The sequence below is a fragment of the Leptolyngbya sp. FACHB-8 genome (assembly GCF_014695575.1).
Lineage (GTDB): Bacteria > Cyanobacteriota > Cyanobacteriia > Elainellales > Elainellaceae > Vacuolonema.
In genome coordinates, this window is the sequence record NZ_JACJOO010000090.1 from 1 (window position 1) to 15,275 (window position 15,275).

Sequence of the window (15,275 nt, forward strand, 5' to 3'; positions counted from 1 at the left end):
CAAAAACTAAGGAGATTTCCAGTAATGAATTTACCCAGAATGTTGGTGCTTTGCCCGCTTCGCGGGCAAAGCACCAACATTCTGGGTAAATTCTTATGCAGAAACCTCCTAAGGCTTATCAACTCTTCTAAAGATCTGTACCAATTTGCTGTGAAGAGATATGAAAGGGATTGGTTTTTGCATATTAAATACGTCAAAAACTAATCCCTTTTATGATTTTAGCCTTCATTGAAGAACCTGTTTCAATCCGAATTTGACGACATGCTGAGATCGCTAACCACTATAGGATTTTGATGAAAGCAAATGGGTTAAATGCGGTCTAATTCTTAAAAGCCAGACATTTCAAAAAATGCTATGTAACTCAATTAAACATAGAATCCAGGATGCCGTGTTACCCGATTTGTGGGAAACACGGCATCCTGGATTCTATGTTTAATGATGCCCACCTATTGAAGACTGTAAAGAATGGTGGCAAACTCAGCTCCCTAGGAATGTTTTTTATATGATTGAAGTAGGATAAGTAAGCATATCTTGCCTTCTACTCTCTCCATCGTTACGCTCTCTTCTCCCGCTTGTTGTCATAGCTACACCAACGACAGCATTGGGTATTCAGAAGAATTGATTTCTATACATTCCCTTCAGCCTGATTGTGAGGTCACCTATGAAAGCTCTGCAATCTGTTAGCTATGCATTGCAATATCTCTGGGATGGTGCATTACGTATCTTCTCCCCAAACCGGGATGAATACCCAGCAACCGGAGTACTACCCTACGATGGAGATCCAACAAAGGCTACCCGTCATTCTCGTTAGAAGATGTTGATTTTGGGACATAACATCCACAAATTAAATGCTTTCAGACTTTCTAGTGTGACTCCTTGAGTTCATGGTGAGTCTACCAAGTACATCCCATGTAAGCGAAGTGGATAAATCCGCTTCGCTTGCAGATCGGGGCCCAGAGGGGTATTTTTTGATGCAAAGCGTCAAAAAATACCCCTCTGGGCTTTGGTTTTGGAAAGAAAGATGTGAGTAAAATTCACCCTATCTAATAGACCTCCTGTATGATTCCGGTTGTTGAGGGCGTGAATCGTAGCGCGGCTTAGCTGCGCTACGATTCACGCAGGAAGTCTAATAGAAATTGCTAGAACCATAAAACGCAAAAAGCGCAGTTTTACTGCGCTTTTGTGGATTTATTTAGTTTTTAGGAGTGCCATTTCAGGACAGTCTCCGTGAAAGATGAACTATTGAGTTAGACAGTATGCAATTGTTACGAAATCAATTCGATCCAGTGTAGATGCTTCCGGCAACAGATCTTAGGAAGCTGAGCCACTCATTTCAGTTTCACCCAGAGCCTGCGCTTGAGCAGCCCGTTCTTTGTCAAGTCGACGTTTACGGGCATAGAGCTGAATGATGGCGGCCATTGCCACGATCAGACCCAACGTTCCCCAGGCCGTTGCACTGGTAGGCAACTGGTTCTTGAAAACAGCCAGCAACACAATTAAGACCAGAAATACCGTAGGTACTTCATTCAGCCCTCGAAGTTGCTGTGCAGTCCATCGACAAGTCCCTGCTGCTAGTTGCTTCATGACTCGACCACAGTAAAAGTGGTAAGCCAATGTGAGCAATACAAAAGACAATTTCACATGAAGCCAGGTTTCCTTAAGCAGGTCGGGTGCGGATATAACCAGAGCGATCGCCATCGCCACTGTTAATACCATCCCAGGCGTTGTAATCAGGTTATAAAGGCGCTTCTCCATGATTTCGTATTGCTTCTGGAGAATGCTCTTGGCTGGCTCTGGCTGTTCATTCGCCTCCACGTGGTACACATAGAGGCGCACCAGGTAGAACAACCCAGCAAACCAGACAACGACGCCAATAATATGAAAGGACTTAAACCACAGGTAATTCATGGGTTCAACTTCATCATCTTAATCCCCTGATCATACGCCCATTGCTTGAGGCATTTCTAGCCCTGGCCTATTTCCTGGGACTAGACCGCTTGTTTGAACAGAGCATCTAAATAGACGCGAGCAGCCCGACGGTAGCTACGGGACGAGTCCACGGTATTGTGGCTGCCGTTTTGCAACAAAAACAACGATAGAGAGGCGACAAATACCCGATCCTGATCCCAGTCGGGGTGGGTTTCCAGATAGCTCTTGAGGGACTCGTGTAGCTCTTCGGGAATCTCGGCGAGAATGCTAACCGTCGCGTTCATACAACACCTCAATTTTGGGCAGTAAACATAGAAAGGGGCGACCCACCAAACAAGTAGCAGCCAGATCGGGTTTATGGCAGGAAAACACACACTAAACCCTAGCCGCCAGGAAATTTAGTCTTGCCCGGAGCCGTCTCATTTATTTGCACAGCCTCCACTGAACACATAGCCTCTTAACAGCAGATGTCAATCCCCTAAACCGGAGATCCAGAAACCAGGGAATCCGCTGCTTTTGAAAGAGGCGTTTCAAGTGGTGGTCGCATCATTGTGCGCTACAGGGGGGAGGGGTTGTCAACGCCAGGTTCTGTAATATTTGCCTTCAGAATAGCTTTAGCTTTACGAGAGAATCAGGGTTTGAGGCCAGTTTTTTTTACACTACTTTACCTTTTTCTCATATTTCTCGGCCGATCGCCCTTTTCCACAGAATTCCCCAACAGACGCATCAACGCCTGATGTTTTCGTCACCCCCTGTGGAAAACTCGAGATCCCCTGTGGAAAACTTTTGTGGTTTTGTGGAAATCATGTGGAATGCTCTGGGGAAAAGTCTTACGGAAGATAAGAATTACAAACCCCGCTAAAAAAATCAAAAATCAAATTTTCCTGATTTTTCTACTCACGCAATCTGTAGATCCGTGTCATATTGTGGCTTGAGCCCTTCTGTATCCTGTGGATACATTGCGTTTTGTGTTGGAGAGGCTGTTGAAAACCTCAGATTTTCCCTGAGTGAGACTTGAAAATTCAGTAATAAATTTTTCGGTGGTTTTAAATCGACGTCACTTTGCCTGTGGAAAACGTGACTTTTTCTCTGGGCTTGAGAGTAAAGCGATTTATGAGAGTGAAACCCTTCAGGATGTGGTACATGCTATGTCTTTTGGTAGAGACAGCAGTTTGGGTGTGAATTGCTCGATGCTGCCTTCCTCTGCCTCTGGGGGTAACCTGAAGTCAGGACAGTGCCAGGAGAGCAAGATGGAAGCGATTGTGTCAGGAGTGTTGGGGGCGATCGTTTTTATGATTGGAGCCTGCATCGGCAGTTTCCTGAACGTGGTGGTCTATCGCCTGCCAGCCGGAATATCGCTCATCCATCCCCCCTCTCGCTGCCCCAAATGCCGCAATACCCTTAAGCCGTACGACAATGTGCCTGTGCTGGGCTGGCTGTGGCTGAGGGGCCGTTGCCGTTATTGCAAAACTCGTATTTCCCCTCGCTACCCTCTAATTGAAACGGCCACAGGGCTGCTGTTTGTGGCGGTGTGGTGGGCTTTTGGCTGGGGCTGGATCATGCTGGGCTACTGGGTGCTGTTTAGCTGGCTCATTGCCCTGTCGTTTATCGATCTGGATACGATGACACTGCCCAATCCTTTGACCCAGTCTGGGCTTGTGCTAGGGCTGGTCTTTCAAGCTGCCTTGGGCTGGCTCTACCCAACCGCTACAGGTGGTGTTCCACACACCCTGATGACGGGTATTGTGGGAGCCGTGGTGGGAATGTGGATCTTCACCCTGATTTCTGTGGTGGGGGCGATCGCCCTGGGGCAAGCAGCCATGGGCGGTGGCGATGCCAAACTCGCTGCCATGATGGGAGCCTGGCTGGGCTGGTCACACCTCCTGTTGGCTGGATTAATAGCCTGCTTTCTGGGTGCGTTAGTGGGTGGTGGGGCGATCGCCTTGAAGCTAATTAGCCGCCGCCAACCCATCCCCTTTGGTCCCTTTCTCGCCCTCTCCGCCATCCTCGCCGTCTTCTTTGGCGACTCCCTGCTCTACGCTTACCGCCAACTCTTTTTCCCCATGTTCTAGGGCCTGTTCTAACGCTTGTTGTTTTGTGCAAGCGCCCGAAAAACAGCTCCATTCATCGAGAAGTTGTGTGCAGCGCATTGCGCCGCACACAACTTCTTCTAAACCCAACTGACTCTGATAAAATCTCCACAAGCGTCGTCAATCTACCCTTCAGGTTGGAGTGAACTGGATTACTCTCAAAACGACCAGCTCCCTCTGGGAAGCTGAGATGATGCAGCAAATGCTGGAGGCCCACGGTATTCCGGCCCGTGTCCTGAGTCGAGGGTTACAACCTCACTTTGGATGTGGAGCCCCTGCCGTACTGGAGGTTCGATCGCGCGACCAATGGACGGCTCTGCTGCTTCTCAGTCCCCTTGAAGAAGAAGCCACAGAAGGCTCCTTCGGCGGCTGAGCCCGGTAACCCATGGGGAGGCGACCACCACTTTCCAGATTAGACGGCATCCAGGTGGCCCCATTTTTCGCTATTGTTGAGGTTTCTGGATCGTTCTTGGTTGAACGCTGTCCAGATATGTTATTCACTCTCTACCCCGTTACTCTTCATGTCCCTGTTTGATTGGTTTGCGAATCGCCGGAAAGCTGGCCCCATTAGCCAGGAACGTCAGGAACGCGAAATTGCTGACGGCTTATGGAGCAAGTGTGTCGCCTGTGGGGTGTTGACCTACACCAAAGATCTGCGGGCCAATCAAATGGTCTGCCCAGACTGCGGGCACCATAACCGGGTGGATGGCGAGGAGCGCATTTACCAGCTCATCGATGCAAAAACCTGGGAGTCGATGGATGATCATCTGCGACCCACAGATCCTCTCAAGTTCCGCGATCGCAAGGCCTATGGCGATCGCCTGCGGGAGACTCAGGAAAAGATCGGGTTGCTGGATGGCTGTACCACAGGGATTGGCAAAATTAATGGCGAGCCTGTCGCTCTGGGTGTGATGGATTTCCGCTTTATGGGTGGAAGCATGGGCTCGGTCGTCGGTGAAAAACTGACTCGGCTGGTAGAGCGGGGAACCCGTGAGCGGCTCCCTGTTGTGATCGTCTGCGCTTCGGGTGGAGCCCGGATGCAAGAGGGGATGTTGAGCCTCATGCAGATGGCCAAGATTTCTGCTGCGCTTCAACGCCACAAGGAAGCACGGCTTCTATACGTTCCAGTTTTGAGCCATCCCACTACAGGAGGCGTGACGGCTAGCTTCGCTATGCTGGGCGACATTATTATCGCCGAGCCAAAAGCGACGATCGCCTTTGCTGGACGCCGAGTTGTAGAGCAAACGTTGCGTGAGAAGCTGCCCGACGATTTCCAAACCGCTGAATATTTGTTGAATCACGGCTTTGTAGATCTGATCGTGCCTCGTACCCAGCTCAAGGTAACACTGACGCAATTGATTCAACTGCATCAACTTTCTGCACCTAACCACGTTCCGTTTCACCACAATGCCTTACAGGTGCCCGACTCCTTCCCCCTGCCCACCCATACGGCAGATTGAGGCATGGCAATGACACCGTTCGATGCAATTCAAGTTGTCTTCCAAGATCCAGCTATTCCCTACGAGTCGCAGAAGCATAGTCTAAAGGGCTGGGCGAAATACTGTCTGCAAGCACGCGGCTTTAAGGTGCTGTATGCAGAGCGAGCTGACTTTGCGGTGGAGACGAGCGATCGCCAAAAGCTTTACTTCAAGGTCACCACACAAGCGGATGAGCTAGACCCATCAGTCGGCTGGATTATTTGGCAGGGCGATCGCGGCACTGCCAAAGTTTTGCCTCCGGGCTAATGCAATAGAAAAACTTATATCTTTTACGAATCCATGCGGGAACTTTACCCACCGATTGACCCCTATTTCAGGGAAATGCTCCCCGTGTCGGGGTTGCACACACTGTATGTGGAGCAAGCGGGAAATCCACGGGGTAAGCCCGTCGTATTTTTGCATGGGGGGCCAGGGGGCGGTAGCAACCCGATGTATCGGCAGTTCTTTAACCCCGAAAAGTATCGCATCATTTTGTTTGATCAACGGGGCTGTGGTCGCAGTACGCCCCATGCAGAGCTGCGGGAGAATACGACCTGGGATCTGGTACGCGATATTGAAGTGATTCGTCAGCATCTGGGGATTGAACAGTGGGTTGTATTTGGTGGCAGTTGGGGCAGCACCCTAGCCCTAGCCTATAGCCAAACTCATCCAGAGCGCTGCAAAGGCTTAATCTTAAGAGGAATTTTCACGCTCCGTCAGAAAGAGTTGCTGTGGTTTTACCAGGAGGGATGCAGTTATATCTTCCCCGATACCTGGGAGGACTACCTGAAACCCATTCCTCCAGAGGAGCGGCATGATTTAATTCATGCTTATTACAGACGTTTGACTAGCGATAATCTTCGGGTACGTCTAGAAGCTGCCCGCGCCTGGTCTGTTTGGGAGGCCAGCACCAGCAAGCTGCTGCCCGATGTCAGGCAGCAGGAACGCTTTGCCCAGGATGATTTTGCGGATGCCTTTGCGCGAATCGAGTGTCATTACTTTGTCAACAAAGGCTTCTTCGAGACGGAAGATCAGCTGTATCGAAACGTGGATCGCATTCGCCACATCCCGGCAGTCATTGTGCAGGGTCGCTACGATGTGGTGTGCCCCATGATTTCTGCTTGGGAACTTCACCAAGCCTGGCCTGAAGCTGAGTTTCTGGTTATTCCTGACGCTGGGCACTCCATGAATGAGCCAGGGGTTCGGGATGCTTTATTGGATGCGAGCGATCGCTTCGCTGACCTATAAGTGGATGGCATTGACATAAAAGATTTAGACCCCTAGTTTTTTAGAAAAATCGGGGGTCTGCGTACCCAGGTTTCGCCTATGTCAAAGTCCTGCTCATAAATGAGTGCAGAATTTATGCAGTTTTGTTGTGTGTGGCGTGTGAAGTACACTACACGCCACACACAACAAAACTGCCCTAAATATAGGGAACCAGCAATTCTCGTTTTGAAATCAGGCCCGAAAACCGCGCGCCAAAGGCGCGCGGTTTTCGGGCATCAAAGCCAAGAGTTCACGCCCGTAGGGCGTGAACTCTTGGCTTTGATGCCCATACTGAACCTCAGTTCGGGATAAGCTGAAGTGCTTATTTTGACGTGCGCAAAGCGCACGCCAAAATAAGCGTTTTCGAGTGCCGCGCAACGCGTGGCACTCGAAAACGCCCTTAACCCGAACTGAGGTTACTGAGAATTGCTGATAGGGAACTTGCGTAAAGCCTAAGTGAATGAATTGTGGAACAATGTAGCGCACTGAATGAGATCTATCCGTATATTCAGCCGGAGTTCAAATTCCTGATTAACCTCTCCATTTTTTACGGATCACTTTGCTTAGAGTAGTTAAAGGGAGAGAATCCCTATACTCTGAACTAGTTATGCGGTTTAAGCCTCTCGCTCTCTCAACTCTGGCTGTTTTTGCCCTTCAAGAAGTCTCGCAAAAAGCCAGTGCAATTCCTTCTCCTGATTCCACGACAGGTTCCAAACTAAATGCTTTGGATCCGGATTCTGATATAGCGGTAGAGATCAGCCCAGAGGTTTCCGTTGCGCCACCTGAATTGCCAGCACCAGATAAAGGTTTAGCCAAAGCCGTTGTGCAGCCGTTGGCTTCAACCCATGTAATGCCTGAAATGACGATGCCTATGTTTTCACCTTTATCTGTCTCTGCATCAATGGAGCAAGTCTCAGCTTCTGAAGCGCCTATTTTAATCAGCCAGGTTCCAGTTGACAGAGATGTTTATGTGTTGCCTGTAGCTACGACGGTCACCTATGGTGAGCCGATTCCTATTGCAGAAGATGATCCATTGAATCAATTTCCCGTCGGCTCGTATCATATGGCTACAGACCAAACTGTTCGACGGGGCGAGCAGGAAAATACAGAGCAAACTGGAGATGAGTATGTCATGGAAATTCGCTCTTGTTTGGCTGCCAATCCTGATCTCTTTCGGATTCGTCAAATGGATGGGGAACTTGTTCTTGTTCCCATTCTATTTAATGGCCAACGAGGCATGATTGTTGGAGACGCTAGTGGTCGGCCTATGTGTCCATCCGACCGTTCATCACTGACACGCGACAATTCTAGAGGCGTTAATATTCACGTGCCTGCACCTGAAGGTTTTCCACCTTCTTAGTAATTAATATTCATAGGTTTTTTACTAAGAGCAGAGCTCTCTGACAAGTGCTAGAAAGAGAGTTCTGCTTCTAATACCATTCTTATATCAATACTCTGGACAGTTTTTCTGAAACCCTTGATTTTGCGTACGCGGAGCGCACGCAAAATCAAGGGTTTCAGAAAAACTGTCCGAACTAATGTTATATGAAGCTGCGCGGAATAGAAGGGGATGGTGCTACATACTATTCCCTTCTATTCAGGTGCGTCCTGGTTTTGCGATTGTGGCAGACGAAGTTCGCTGTAACCACAACACTAGTAGGCTACGGCCTAAGTCCGTAACCTATTTTTCAGTGGGGGTGCGAAGCACCCCCACTGAAAAATAGGTTATATATTTACGCCTCAGCGTACTAGATTTTCAATCTGTAGAAATTGGTATACCCCTCCTATTCTGTGTAACTGCATATTGATTTGGAAGTACCTGGTGAAAGTTGTATGCGGTTTCTCAGTACAAAACAAAAATGAATTCCTTCCAAAAACCAGATTCTTGTTGTAACAGCGAAGTCACTGCAACACGAATCCAAGTTCTGGAGGTTTTGTTCTGGGCTTGGATACGGGTTAAATAACGTGAAAAGCTTTAGAAAACCGGTAGCTCTCACTCAAAATATGAGCTTTTCGTGAAGCAAAAATAACTCTGCCTATCTAAAGAGATAAATAAAGTTTGTCAAAAGTTGGAATTTTTTTGATTTATAACTTCGTAACTGCAGACTGAGATGAAAAGTGCTTAATTTCTGTTGTAATTGATGCACTTTGTCATTAGTTTCTGTCTACAGATGGACGAGCTTGTTACATTAAATTAACTACAGTCTCATTAGACAAAAGTAGTTGGTTGGTTGGGCAATGCTTGCACCAATGGGCTACTGATTAAGAAAAGATTCCTATCACTGTCCTATGGTCGCTTCTGTAAATCCTCGGCAATTAGTAGAAAAAGTCGAAAAATCAATATCTTCAACACCTAAAGATGTCGATTTCCTAAAAGCAGAAAATCGATTGGTTGAGCTGCTTGGAATGGAGGACTTAGATCGTTACGTTGCTCAATCGCCTGAGCAACTTGAGACTTTAGAATCTGCGATCGCCACTGCACTTTCCCTCGCCTATACCGATCCACTGGAACCGGGTGATGAAGCGGCCCATCGTTTTCTACAGCGAGTTCTCTATCGCATTAATCGTTTGAACTTATTTTGGTATGACGATTTAGGTTCCTATCGTAACGAGCGGTCATACTATCTGCAATGGGTACGCGATCGCATCGAGTCTGTCTGGCAGGAGTGGGAACTGGCCCAGATGAATGTCGAGCAACTGAAACAGATGGATGTTGCTCAAACCCTGCATGAGTGGGGTGATGCAGATCTCGAACCACCCGTCACTGAAAACCGCCGGTTCTTGCGGGAAGAGATGGATTTTGAGGGGTATCGCCGGTTGTTGGCGATCGCTTCCCTTGATGGCCTGGTGGAAGCTAGCCGCATGTCTCGCATCTTAGGTGGGGCTAGCAATGAAGTTCAAGCTACGCTCATTCGAGTCCTGCTTGAGGAATATGGCAATGGTCGCCTGTCGCGCAAGCATTCCACTTTCTTCGCCAAAATGATGGCTGAATTGAGCCTCAATACTCAGCCCGAAGGCTATTTTGATTTGGCTCCCTGGCAACTGTTGGCGGGTATCAACCACAACTTCTTGTTGACAGAATGCAAACGCCACTTTCTACGCTACAACGGTGGCCTGACCTACTTTGAAATCGCTGGCCCCTCCATCTACACCGATTACCTGATAGCGGCTCAAAGGCTGGGTCTCAGTGACGATGCTTCAGGTTACTGGGCGTTGCACATTCGGGAGGATGAGCGGCATGGGCAGTGGATGCTGCAAGATGTCGCCCTGCCGCTAGCTGAGCAGTATCCCGAACAAGCATGGGAAATTCTGTTGGGATATGCCCAGGAGAAATTTATCGGGGAACGAGCCGGTAATGCTGTTATTCAACGCATCAAAGATGCTCGGGAACCTCTCCCAGCTATCACGTCATAACACAATTTATTTTTCGGGTGTTTAATACCCGAAAAATAAATTCTTTTTAGAGTCCTCAAGGATACTCAAACAGGATTCTTAGCCCTGGTTTTGAGCCATGTCATGCTGCATGGAATTAGCATCAGCGATCTTTTTCCAGCACTTTTCACCTTTTCATTCTTTACAGAACCATTACCATGAACAAAAGTCTATTGACCTCCGATTCGATGATTGAGGTTCACTCCCCCAATCAAGTCTTCTTTTGCCCTGAAGAATCACAATTCTATGCACAGTGTTTAGAGAAAATGGTGTTTTCTCAGGGTGCGGCAGGGGAGTCAATTGTCGAATTTGGGGCAGGGGATGGTAGTCCTGTGATTCGAGCGCTCTTGAAAAGCTCCTTTGATGGTGTGATTCAAGGGTTTGAATTAAATCCCGATGCTTGTGCATTAGCACAATTAAGAATTGAGCAGTATGGCCTGGGTTCGTACTACCAGGTCCATAACATGTGCTTCTTTGATAACTCTCCTGAAGAAGCCGAGTGCCTGATTGCGAATCCTCCTTACCTTCCGGCTCCCGACGATCAGCTCTACATGCCATCCCTGCATGGTGGGCATGATGGCGCTAGCATTACCAAACAGCTTTTGGCCCATGGTTGTGAGCGAGTGATGCTAATGATTTCTGCTTACTCCAACCCAGTTGATACCGTCGACTACGCTTTGCAGATGGGTTATCAGATTGCTGATTTTATGGTGTCGCCCCTCAAGTTTGGTTATTACAGCTGCGAACCAAAAGTGCGCAACACTATTACAGAACTGCAACGTAAGCGTAAAGCATTTTTCTCAGAAAAAATCTACTTCCTGGCAGGGGTTTTGTTTGAGAAAGACGGCTCTGATTCATGCCTTTCGGAAGAGTTTCTGAAGGTCATGACAGCTTTATAAGATAGGCATTAATGAATTGATTTTCTGTACCCTCAGGGTACGGAAAATCAATTTCCATGAAATAGATAGTTTTTCTAGAGGCATTCATGTTGTGTATGCATTGCGCACAGGATTAGTGTTTCTAGAAAAACTATCTGGGTTCATCACATCAATACAGGAGGTTAAGAATTATGCTTCAACCCTGGATGATCATTGGAGGTGTGACCTTTGTGGTGGCGCTGGGTACATTCTTCTTCCGCCCCCGCGACATTTTCTGGGCCAAACGATTAGACCGTCCTTGGTGGCTCTTTTTTGAACCAGCGATTCCATTCATTTGGACAGTGATTTTTATCTGTGGGGCCGCGTCCGCAAACTATACCTGGAATGCTGACCCGGGCAGTTTAAAGACCTGGCTCCTGATGGGCTGGTATTTGTTGATTGAGATTTTGACAGTGGCTTATATTCCAGCAACGTTACGGAGTCGTAGCTTAGCGGTCGGAACGTTTCTGGGTGGGGCAGGGTTGGTGCTGGCGATCGCCCTCATTCCCCTCCTGTTGCCCACTTCTTCCACAGCCGTTCTGCTCCTGATTCCCTACATCCTCTGGACGCCTGTTGGTACCTATACAACTCGCCGTATGATCGATCTCAATCCTGAAGCTGCCTAAATTCAGGCTGATTTCCCATGTAGTAAAGGGAGAGCGTGGAGCTAAGCTTCACGCTCTCCTTTTACTACATCAAAACCGAACCTACCTTCAGGTTAAGGGCGTTTTCGAGTGCCGCGCACTGGGCGGTACGCCAAAATGGGCACTTCAGCTTATCCCGAACTGAGGTTAACTGACGCGACACTAGTACTCTGCCAAGAAGTGTTTTGAGGGGTTGCAGACCCCTCAAAACACTCCTCAAATTTCATGTTTGAGTGTGAGGTTACCCAACACTCGAACATTGACAGACCACTAGCAATGGCCGTAGGTGTGGCTAGAGCGGATGTAATTTCCCGGAGGCTGTTTCAGGTGTGTTTTGTTAAGTTGGAGGATACTCTCTCGCTCCGTTTATGCGGGCTTCCTGTGATTTAGCCCTCCTCCTATGAAATCGTTCCCGCTTTCGACTGCTGAACTTCGCAATTTAGAATCCGAAACCTACGAACCCCTTCATACCATTGGTCATGTTCAGCCCCATGGGGCCATTCTGGCTATTCATCCTACTGATCTGACCATTGAGGTTGTTAGCCAAAACATTCAAGAATTTTTAGGGCGCTCCCCGGAGGCAATATTAGGCCAGCCCTTAGTTGCGGTTGTTGGGGAGGATATAGGCGAGAGGTTGGAACAGGCGATCGCCAAACCCGGAAGCAACAGTGCCCTACCTTTTGTGCTTCCTTCAACTTTCGCGGGAGATGCTCCCTATTCCATGGTTCTGGGTAGCCTCCATCAAACTGAAGGCGTCTGGCTTCTAGAATTGGAACGGGTGACAACAACCCACAACTTCAGCCAATCAAATTTGTTCTACACCCAAGCCAATCATCTCATCGGCCGTATTAATCAAGCTGCAGACCTATCTGATTTCTTTCAAAACGTTGCCAGGGAGATCCGCGACTTGATCCAGTTCGATCGGGTCATGGTTTACCGCTTTGATGGCAGCTTTAATGGACAAGTCGTTGCTGAATCCGTGCGAGATGATTGGGAGCCGTATTTGGGGTTACATTATCCAGCAGCAGATATTCCCATGCTGGCAAGAACGCTGTTTATGAATACGCGTCCTCGCCTAATTCCCCACGTGGCGTACAAGCCAGTGTCTTTTGTCGGTACAAAAGTTACCTCTGTGCCGATTGACCTCACAACTCTTAGCACGCGAGGGGTTTCCTCCTGCCATCTGGAGTATTTGCAAAATATGGGTGTGGCAGCATCCATGTCCATCCCCCTCATCGGTCAAGATGGATTGTGGGGGTTAATCGCCTGTCATCATGGCTCCCCTTGCGCTGTCGAGTATCCAATGCGCAACCTCTGTGAGTTGGTGGGGCGATTAATCTCTCTGGAGCTAGTTGTGCGTGAAGAACAGGAAGCAGAACGATACCGCAAACAAATTCAGCAAATTGAAGAGGCGCTTCGTCAAGAGCTGGCTCAACATCCCCATCAGATCGAACGGATTTTGCAGCACAATCAGCAATCACTGTTGGAGTTGGTGAAGGCTCAGGGCATTGCGATTGTTTTGGGACAACGGCTGATGCTGGGCGGAGAAACCCCGACCCGTGAACAAGTTGAAGCTTTACGAGACTGGTTGGGAGAGCAGGATGGACAACCCTTGTTCTACTCAGACCGCCTGGTTGAGGAGTATCCGGAAGCGGCATTCTATCAGCCCCAAGTCGGGGGAATTTTGACCATTTCTATGGATGTTCAGTCTCGCTCGTACCGGGTGATCTGGTTCCGGCCTGAGCAAAGCTACACCGTACGATGGGGAGGAGACCCAAAACTGTCGCTGCAAGCTGTTGCAGAGGGGGAATTGCGACTGCGCCCTCGCACTTCCTTTGCTCTCTGGCAGGAACAGGTGCAGGGGCGATCGCTCCCCTGGCAAGCAATGGAACTAAAAGCCGCGCAGGAACTCCGTTACAGTCTTCTGATTACAGCCCTGGAGGTTTCGCAGACAGAACTGCGGGAAGCGGCTATTCAAGCGGAACAAGCGAATCAGGCAAAGAGCGATTTTTTGGCTAATATGAGCCACGAAATTCGCACACCGATGAATGCCATTCTGGGTTTTACCCAATTGCTAGAAACCACCACTCTGGATGCCGAGCAGCAAGGCTATGTGCAATCCATTACTCGGGGTGGCGAAAACTTGTTGGCTATTATTAATGACATTTTGGATCTTTCAAAGTTGGAAGCGGGAGAACTACGATTGAACGCACGCGAGTTTTTCCTGACGGAGATGATTCAGGATTTGATTCAGTTCTTCCAGCCTCAGGCAGTTGCCAAGGAACTGATTATTGCTTCTTCCATTGCTCCAGATGTTCCCCCCCATCTGATTGGGCCTGTGGATCGCTTGCGGCAAGTGTTGACCAATCTCATCGGTAACGCCATCAAATTTACGGATGAAGGTATGGTGGTGCTGCGGGTAGAGCGCAATCTGGAGAACCCTCAAAACTCGCTCTCCGCCGTCACGTTGCGGTTTAGTGTGCGGGATACCGGCATTGGCATTCAACCAGAGGATCAGGCCAAAATTTTTGAAGCCTTTACTCAAGTTGAGACATCTGCTACCCGGCAGTATGAGGGAACGGGGCTGGGGCTGACCATCTGCCGCAAGATTGTGCATCTCATGGGCGGTACCATTGGGGTTGAAAGTGTTTTAGGCAGAGGTTCAACACTCTGGTTTACCGTTCCCCTAGAGCAACCTAAAGCCGTTGAAGCGACAGTAGACCCCCTTGCCCTAAACCTGCCTTCCCCTGTGATTGTCAGCAACGCGCATCCCCGTATTCTCGTCGTGGAAGATACTGTACAAAATCAGACGCTGCTCTTGAGTATGTTGGGGCGGTTGGGTTACCAGGCTGAAGCCGTTAGCAATGGTCAGGAAGCGTTGGATCGTTTAGCCGAATGTTCCTACGATCTGGTATTGATGGACTGTCAAATGCCTGTGTTGAATGGGTACGAAGCAACCCAAAAACTCCGTTATCGCGAGGGCTCTGCAACTCATACGACCGTTGTAGGGGTGACGGCTTACGCTATGACGGGCGATCGCGAAAAGTGCTTGGCCTCGGGGATGGATGATTATCTCAGCAAGCCCTTCCGTTTAAAAGATCTGGTCAGCATTCTCGAACGCTGGCTTTAGGCGCAACTGGTTCATTTAAATTAACCTCAGTTCGGGTTAAGGGCTTTTTCGAGTGCCGCGCTTCGCGCGGCACTCGAAAAAGCCCATTATTGTGTGCGCGTCGCGCACGCAATAATGGGCGGTTCGGCTTATCCCGAACTGACGTTAAATTAGAAGCGTTGCTTCTGTCGAGAATGACGGGCTAAATCTCAGCAATTCTCATTTTGGAATTCAGCCCGAAACCCGTTTGTCCTGGGCGAGCGGGTTTTGGGCTTCAAAGCCGAGAGTTCGTGCCCGTATTAGAGTGCGAACTTCCGGCTTTGAAGCTCACAATGAGAACTGCTTCGCACTTTCCCCTTACGGGCTGTTTAACCAGATTTGATATAAGATCAGCAAGCGTTGATTGCTAT

13 protein-coding genes are annotated in these 15,275 nt (G+C 48.8%); 11 read left to right on the forward strand and 2 right to left on the reverse strand.

The window, feature by feature from the left end; all coding sequences use genetic code 11:
• Positions 1-661: 661 nt before the first annotated feature.
• On the forward strand, positions 662-811 hold the full coding sequence (locus H6F91_RS26095) for a hypothetical protein (protein ID WP_190771134.1): 150 nt from the start codon (positions 662-664) through the stop codon (positions 809-811).
• Between the two features lie 500 nt (positions 812-1,311).
• Here H6F91_RS26095 and hemJ read toward each other — a convergent pair whose 3' ends face one another.
• Both hemJ and H6F91_RS26105 read right to left on the reverse strand, forming a co-directional pair.
• Positions 1,312-1,908, reverse strand: coding sequence for a protoporphyrinogen oxidase HemJ (gene hemJ / locus H6F91_RS26100; RefSeq protein WP_190771133.1), 597 nt, complete (start codon positions 1,906-1,908; stop codon positions 1,312-1,314).
• An 80-nt stretch (positions 1,909-1,988) separates the two neighbouring features.
• The gene (locus tag H6F91_RS26105; protein ID WP_190771132.1) at positions 1,989-2,213 is read right to left on the reverse strand and encodes a DUF2811 domain-containing protein; all 225 of its coding nucleotides are present in this window, start codon (positions 2,211-2,213) and stop codon (positions 1,989-1,991) included.
• 966 nt (positions 2,214-3,179) lie between these two features.
• Here H6F91_RS26105 and H6F91_RS26110 point away from each other — a divergent pair.
• From H6F91_RS26110 to H6F91_RS26155, 10 genes are all read left to right on the forward strand, one after another.
• The gene (locus H6F91_RS26110; protein WP_190771135.1) at positions 3,180-4,001 is read left to right on the forward strand and encodes an A24 family peptidase; all 822 of its coding nucleotides are present in this window, start codon (positions 3,180-3,182) and stop codon (positions 3,999-4,001) included.
• A 160-nt stretch (positions 4,002-4,161) separates the two neighbouring features.
• Positions 4,162-4,392: a DUF2007 domain-containing protein gene (locus tag H6F91_RS26115; RefSeq protein WP_190771131.1), complete on the forward strand. Its 231-nt coding sequence runs from the start codon at positions 4,162-4,164 to the stop codon at positions 4,390-4,392.
• 148 nt (positions 4,393-4,540) lie between these two features.
• Positions 4,541-5,479: an acetyl-CoA carboxylase, carboxyltransferase subunit beta gene (gene accD / locus H6F91_RS26120; RefSeq protein WP_190771130.1), complete on the forward strand. Its 939-nt coding sequence runs from the start codon at positions 4,541-4,543 to the stop codon at positions 5,477-5,479.
• Between the two features lie 3 nt (positions 5,480-5,482).
• The gene (locus H6F91_RS26125; protein WP_199308062.1) at positions 5,483-5,764 is read left to right on the forward strand and encodes a hypothetical protein; all 282 of its coding nucleotides are present in this window, start codon (positions 5,483-5,485) and stop codon (positions 5,762-5,764) included.
• A gap of 33 nt (positions 5,765-5,797) precedes the next feature.
• Complete coding sequence (gene pip / locus H6F91_RS26130) at positions 5,798-6,745, forward strand: prolyl aminopeptidase (RefSeq protein WP_190771128.1); 948 nt, start codon at positions 5,798-5,800, stop codon at positions 6,743-6,745.
• Between the two features lie 625 nt (positions 6,746-7,370).
• Positions 7,371-8,123 carry a hypothetical protein gene (locus H6F91_RS26135; protein WP_190770901.1) on the forward strand — a complete coding sequence of 251 codons (753 nt, stop codon included), beginning with the start codon at positions 7,371-7,373 and terminating at the stop codon, positions 8,121-8,123.
• A 929-nt stretch (positions 8,124-9,052) separates the two neighbouring features.
• A complete protein-coding gene (locus H6F91_RS26140; RefSeq protein ID WP_190770900.1) occupies positions 9,053-10,177 on the forward strand; it encodes an iron-containing redox enzyme family protein in 1,125 nt (374 codons plus the stop codon).
• 176 nt (positions 10,178-10,353) lie between these two features.
• Positions 10,354-11,094 carry an SAM-dependent methyltransferase gene (locus H6F91_RS26145; protein WP_190770899.1) on the forward strand — a complete coding sequence of 247 codons (741 nt, stop codon included), beginning with the start codon at positions 10,354-10,356 and terminating at the stop codon, positions 11,092-11,094.
• A gap of 170 nt (positions 11,095-11,264) precedes the next feature.
• Positions 11,265-11,738, forward strand: a complete 474-nt coding sequence (locus H6F91_RS26150; protein WP_190770898.1) for a tryptophan-rich sensory protein — start codon at positions 11,265-11,267, stop codon at positions 11,736-11,738.
• Positions 11,739-12,156: 418 nt separating this feature from the next.
• Positions 12,157-14,886: an ATP-binding protein gene (locus H6F91_RS26155; protein ID WP_190789550.1), complete on the forward strand. Its 2,730-nt coding sequence runs from the start codon at positions 12,157-12,159 to the stop codon at positions 14,884-14,886.
• The last annotated feature ends 389 nt before the right edge of the window (positions 14,887-15,275 follow it).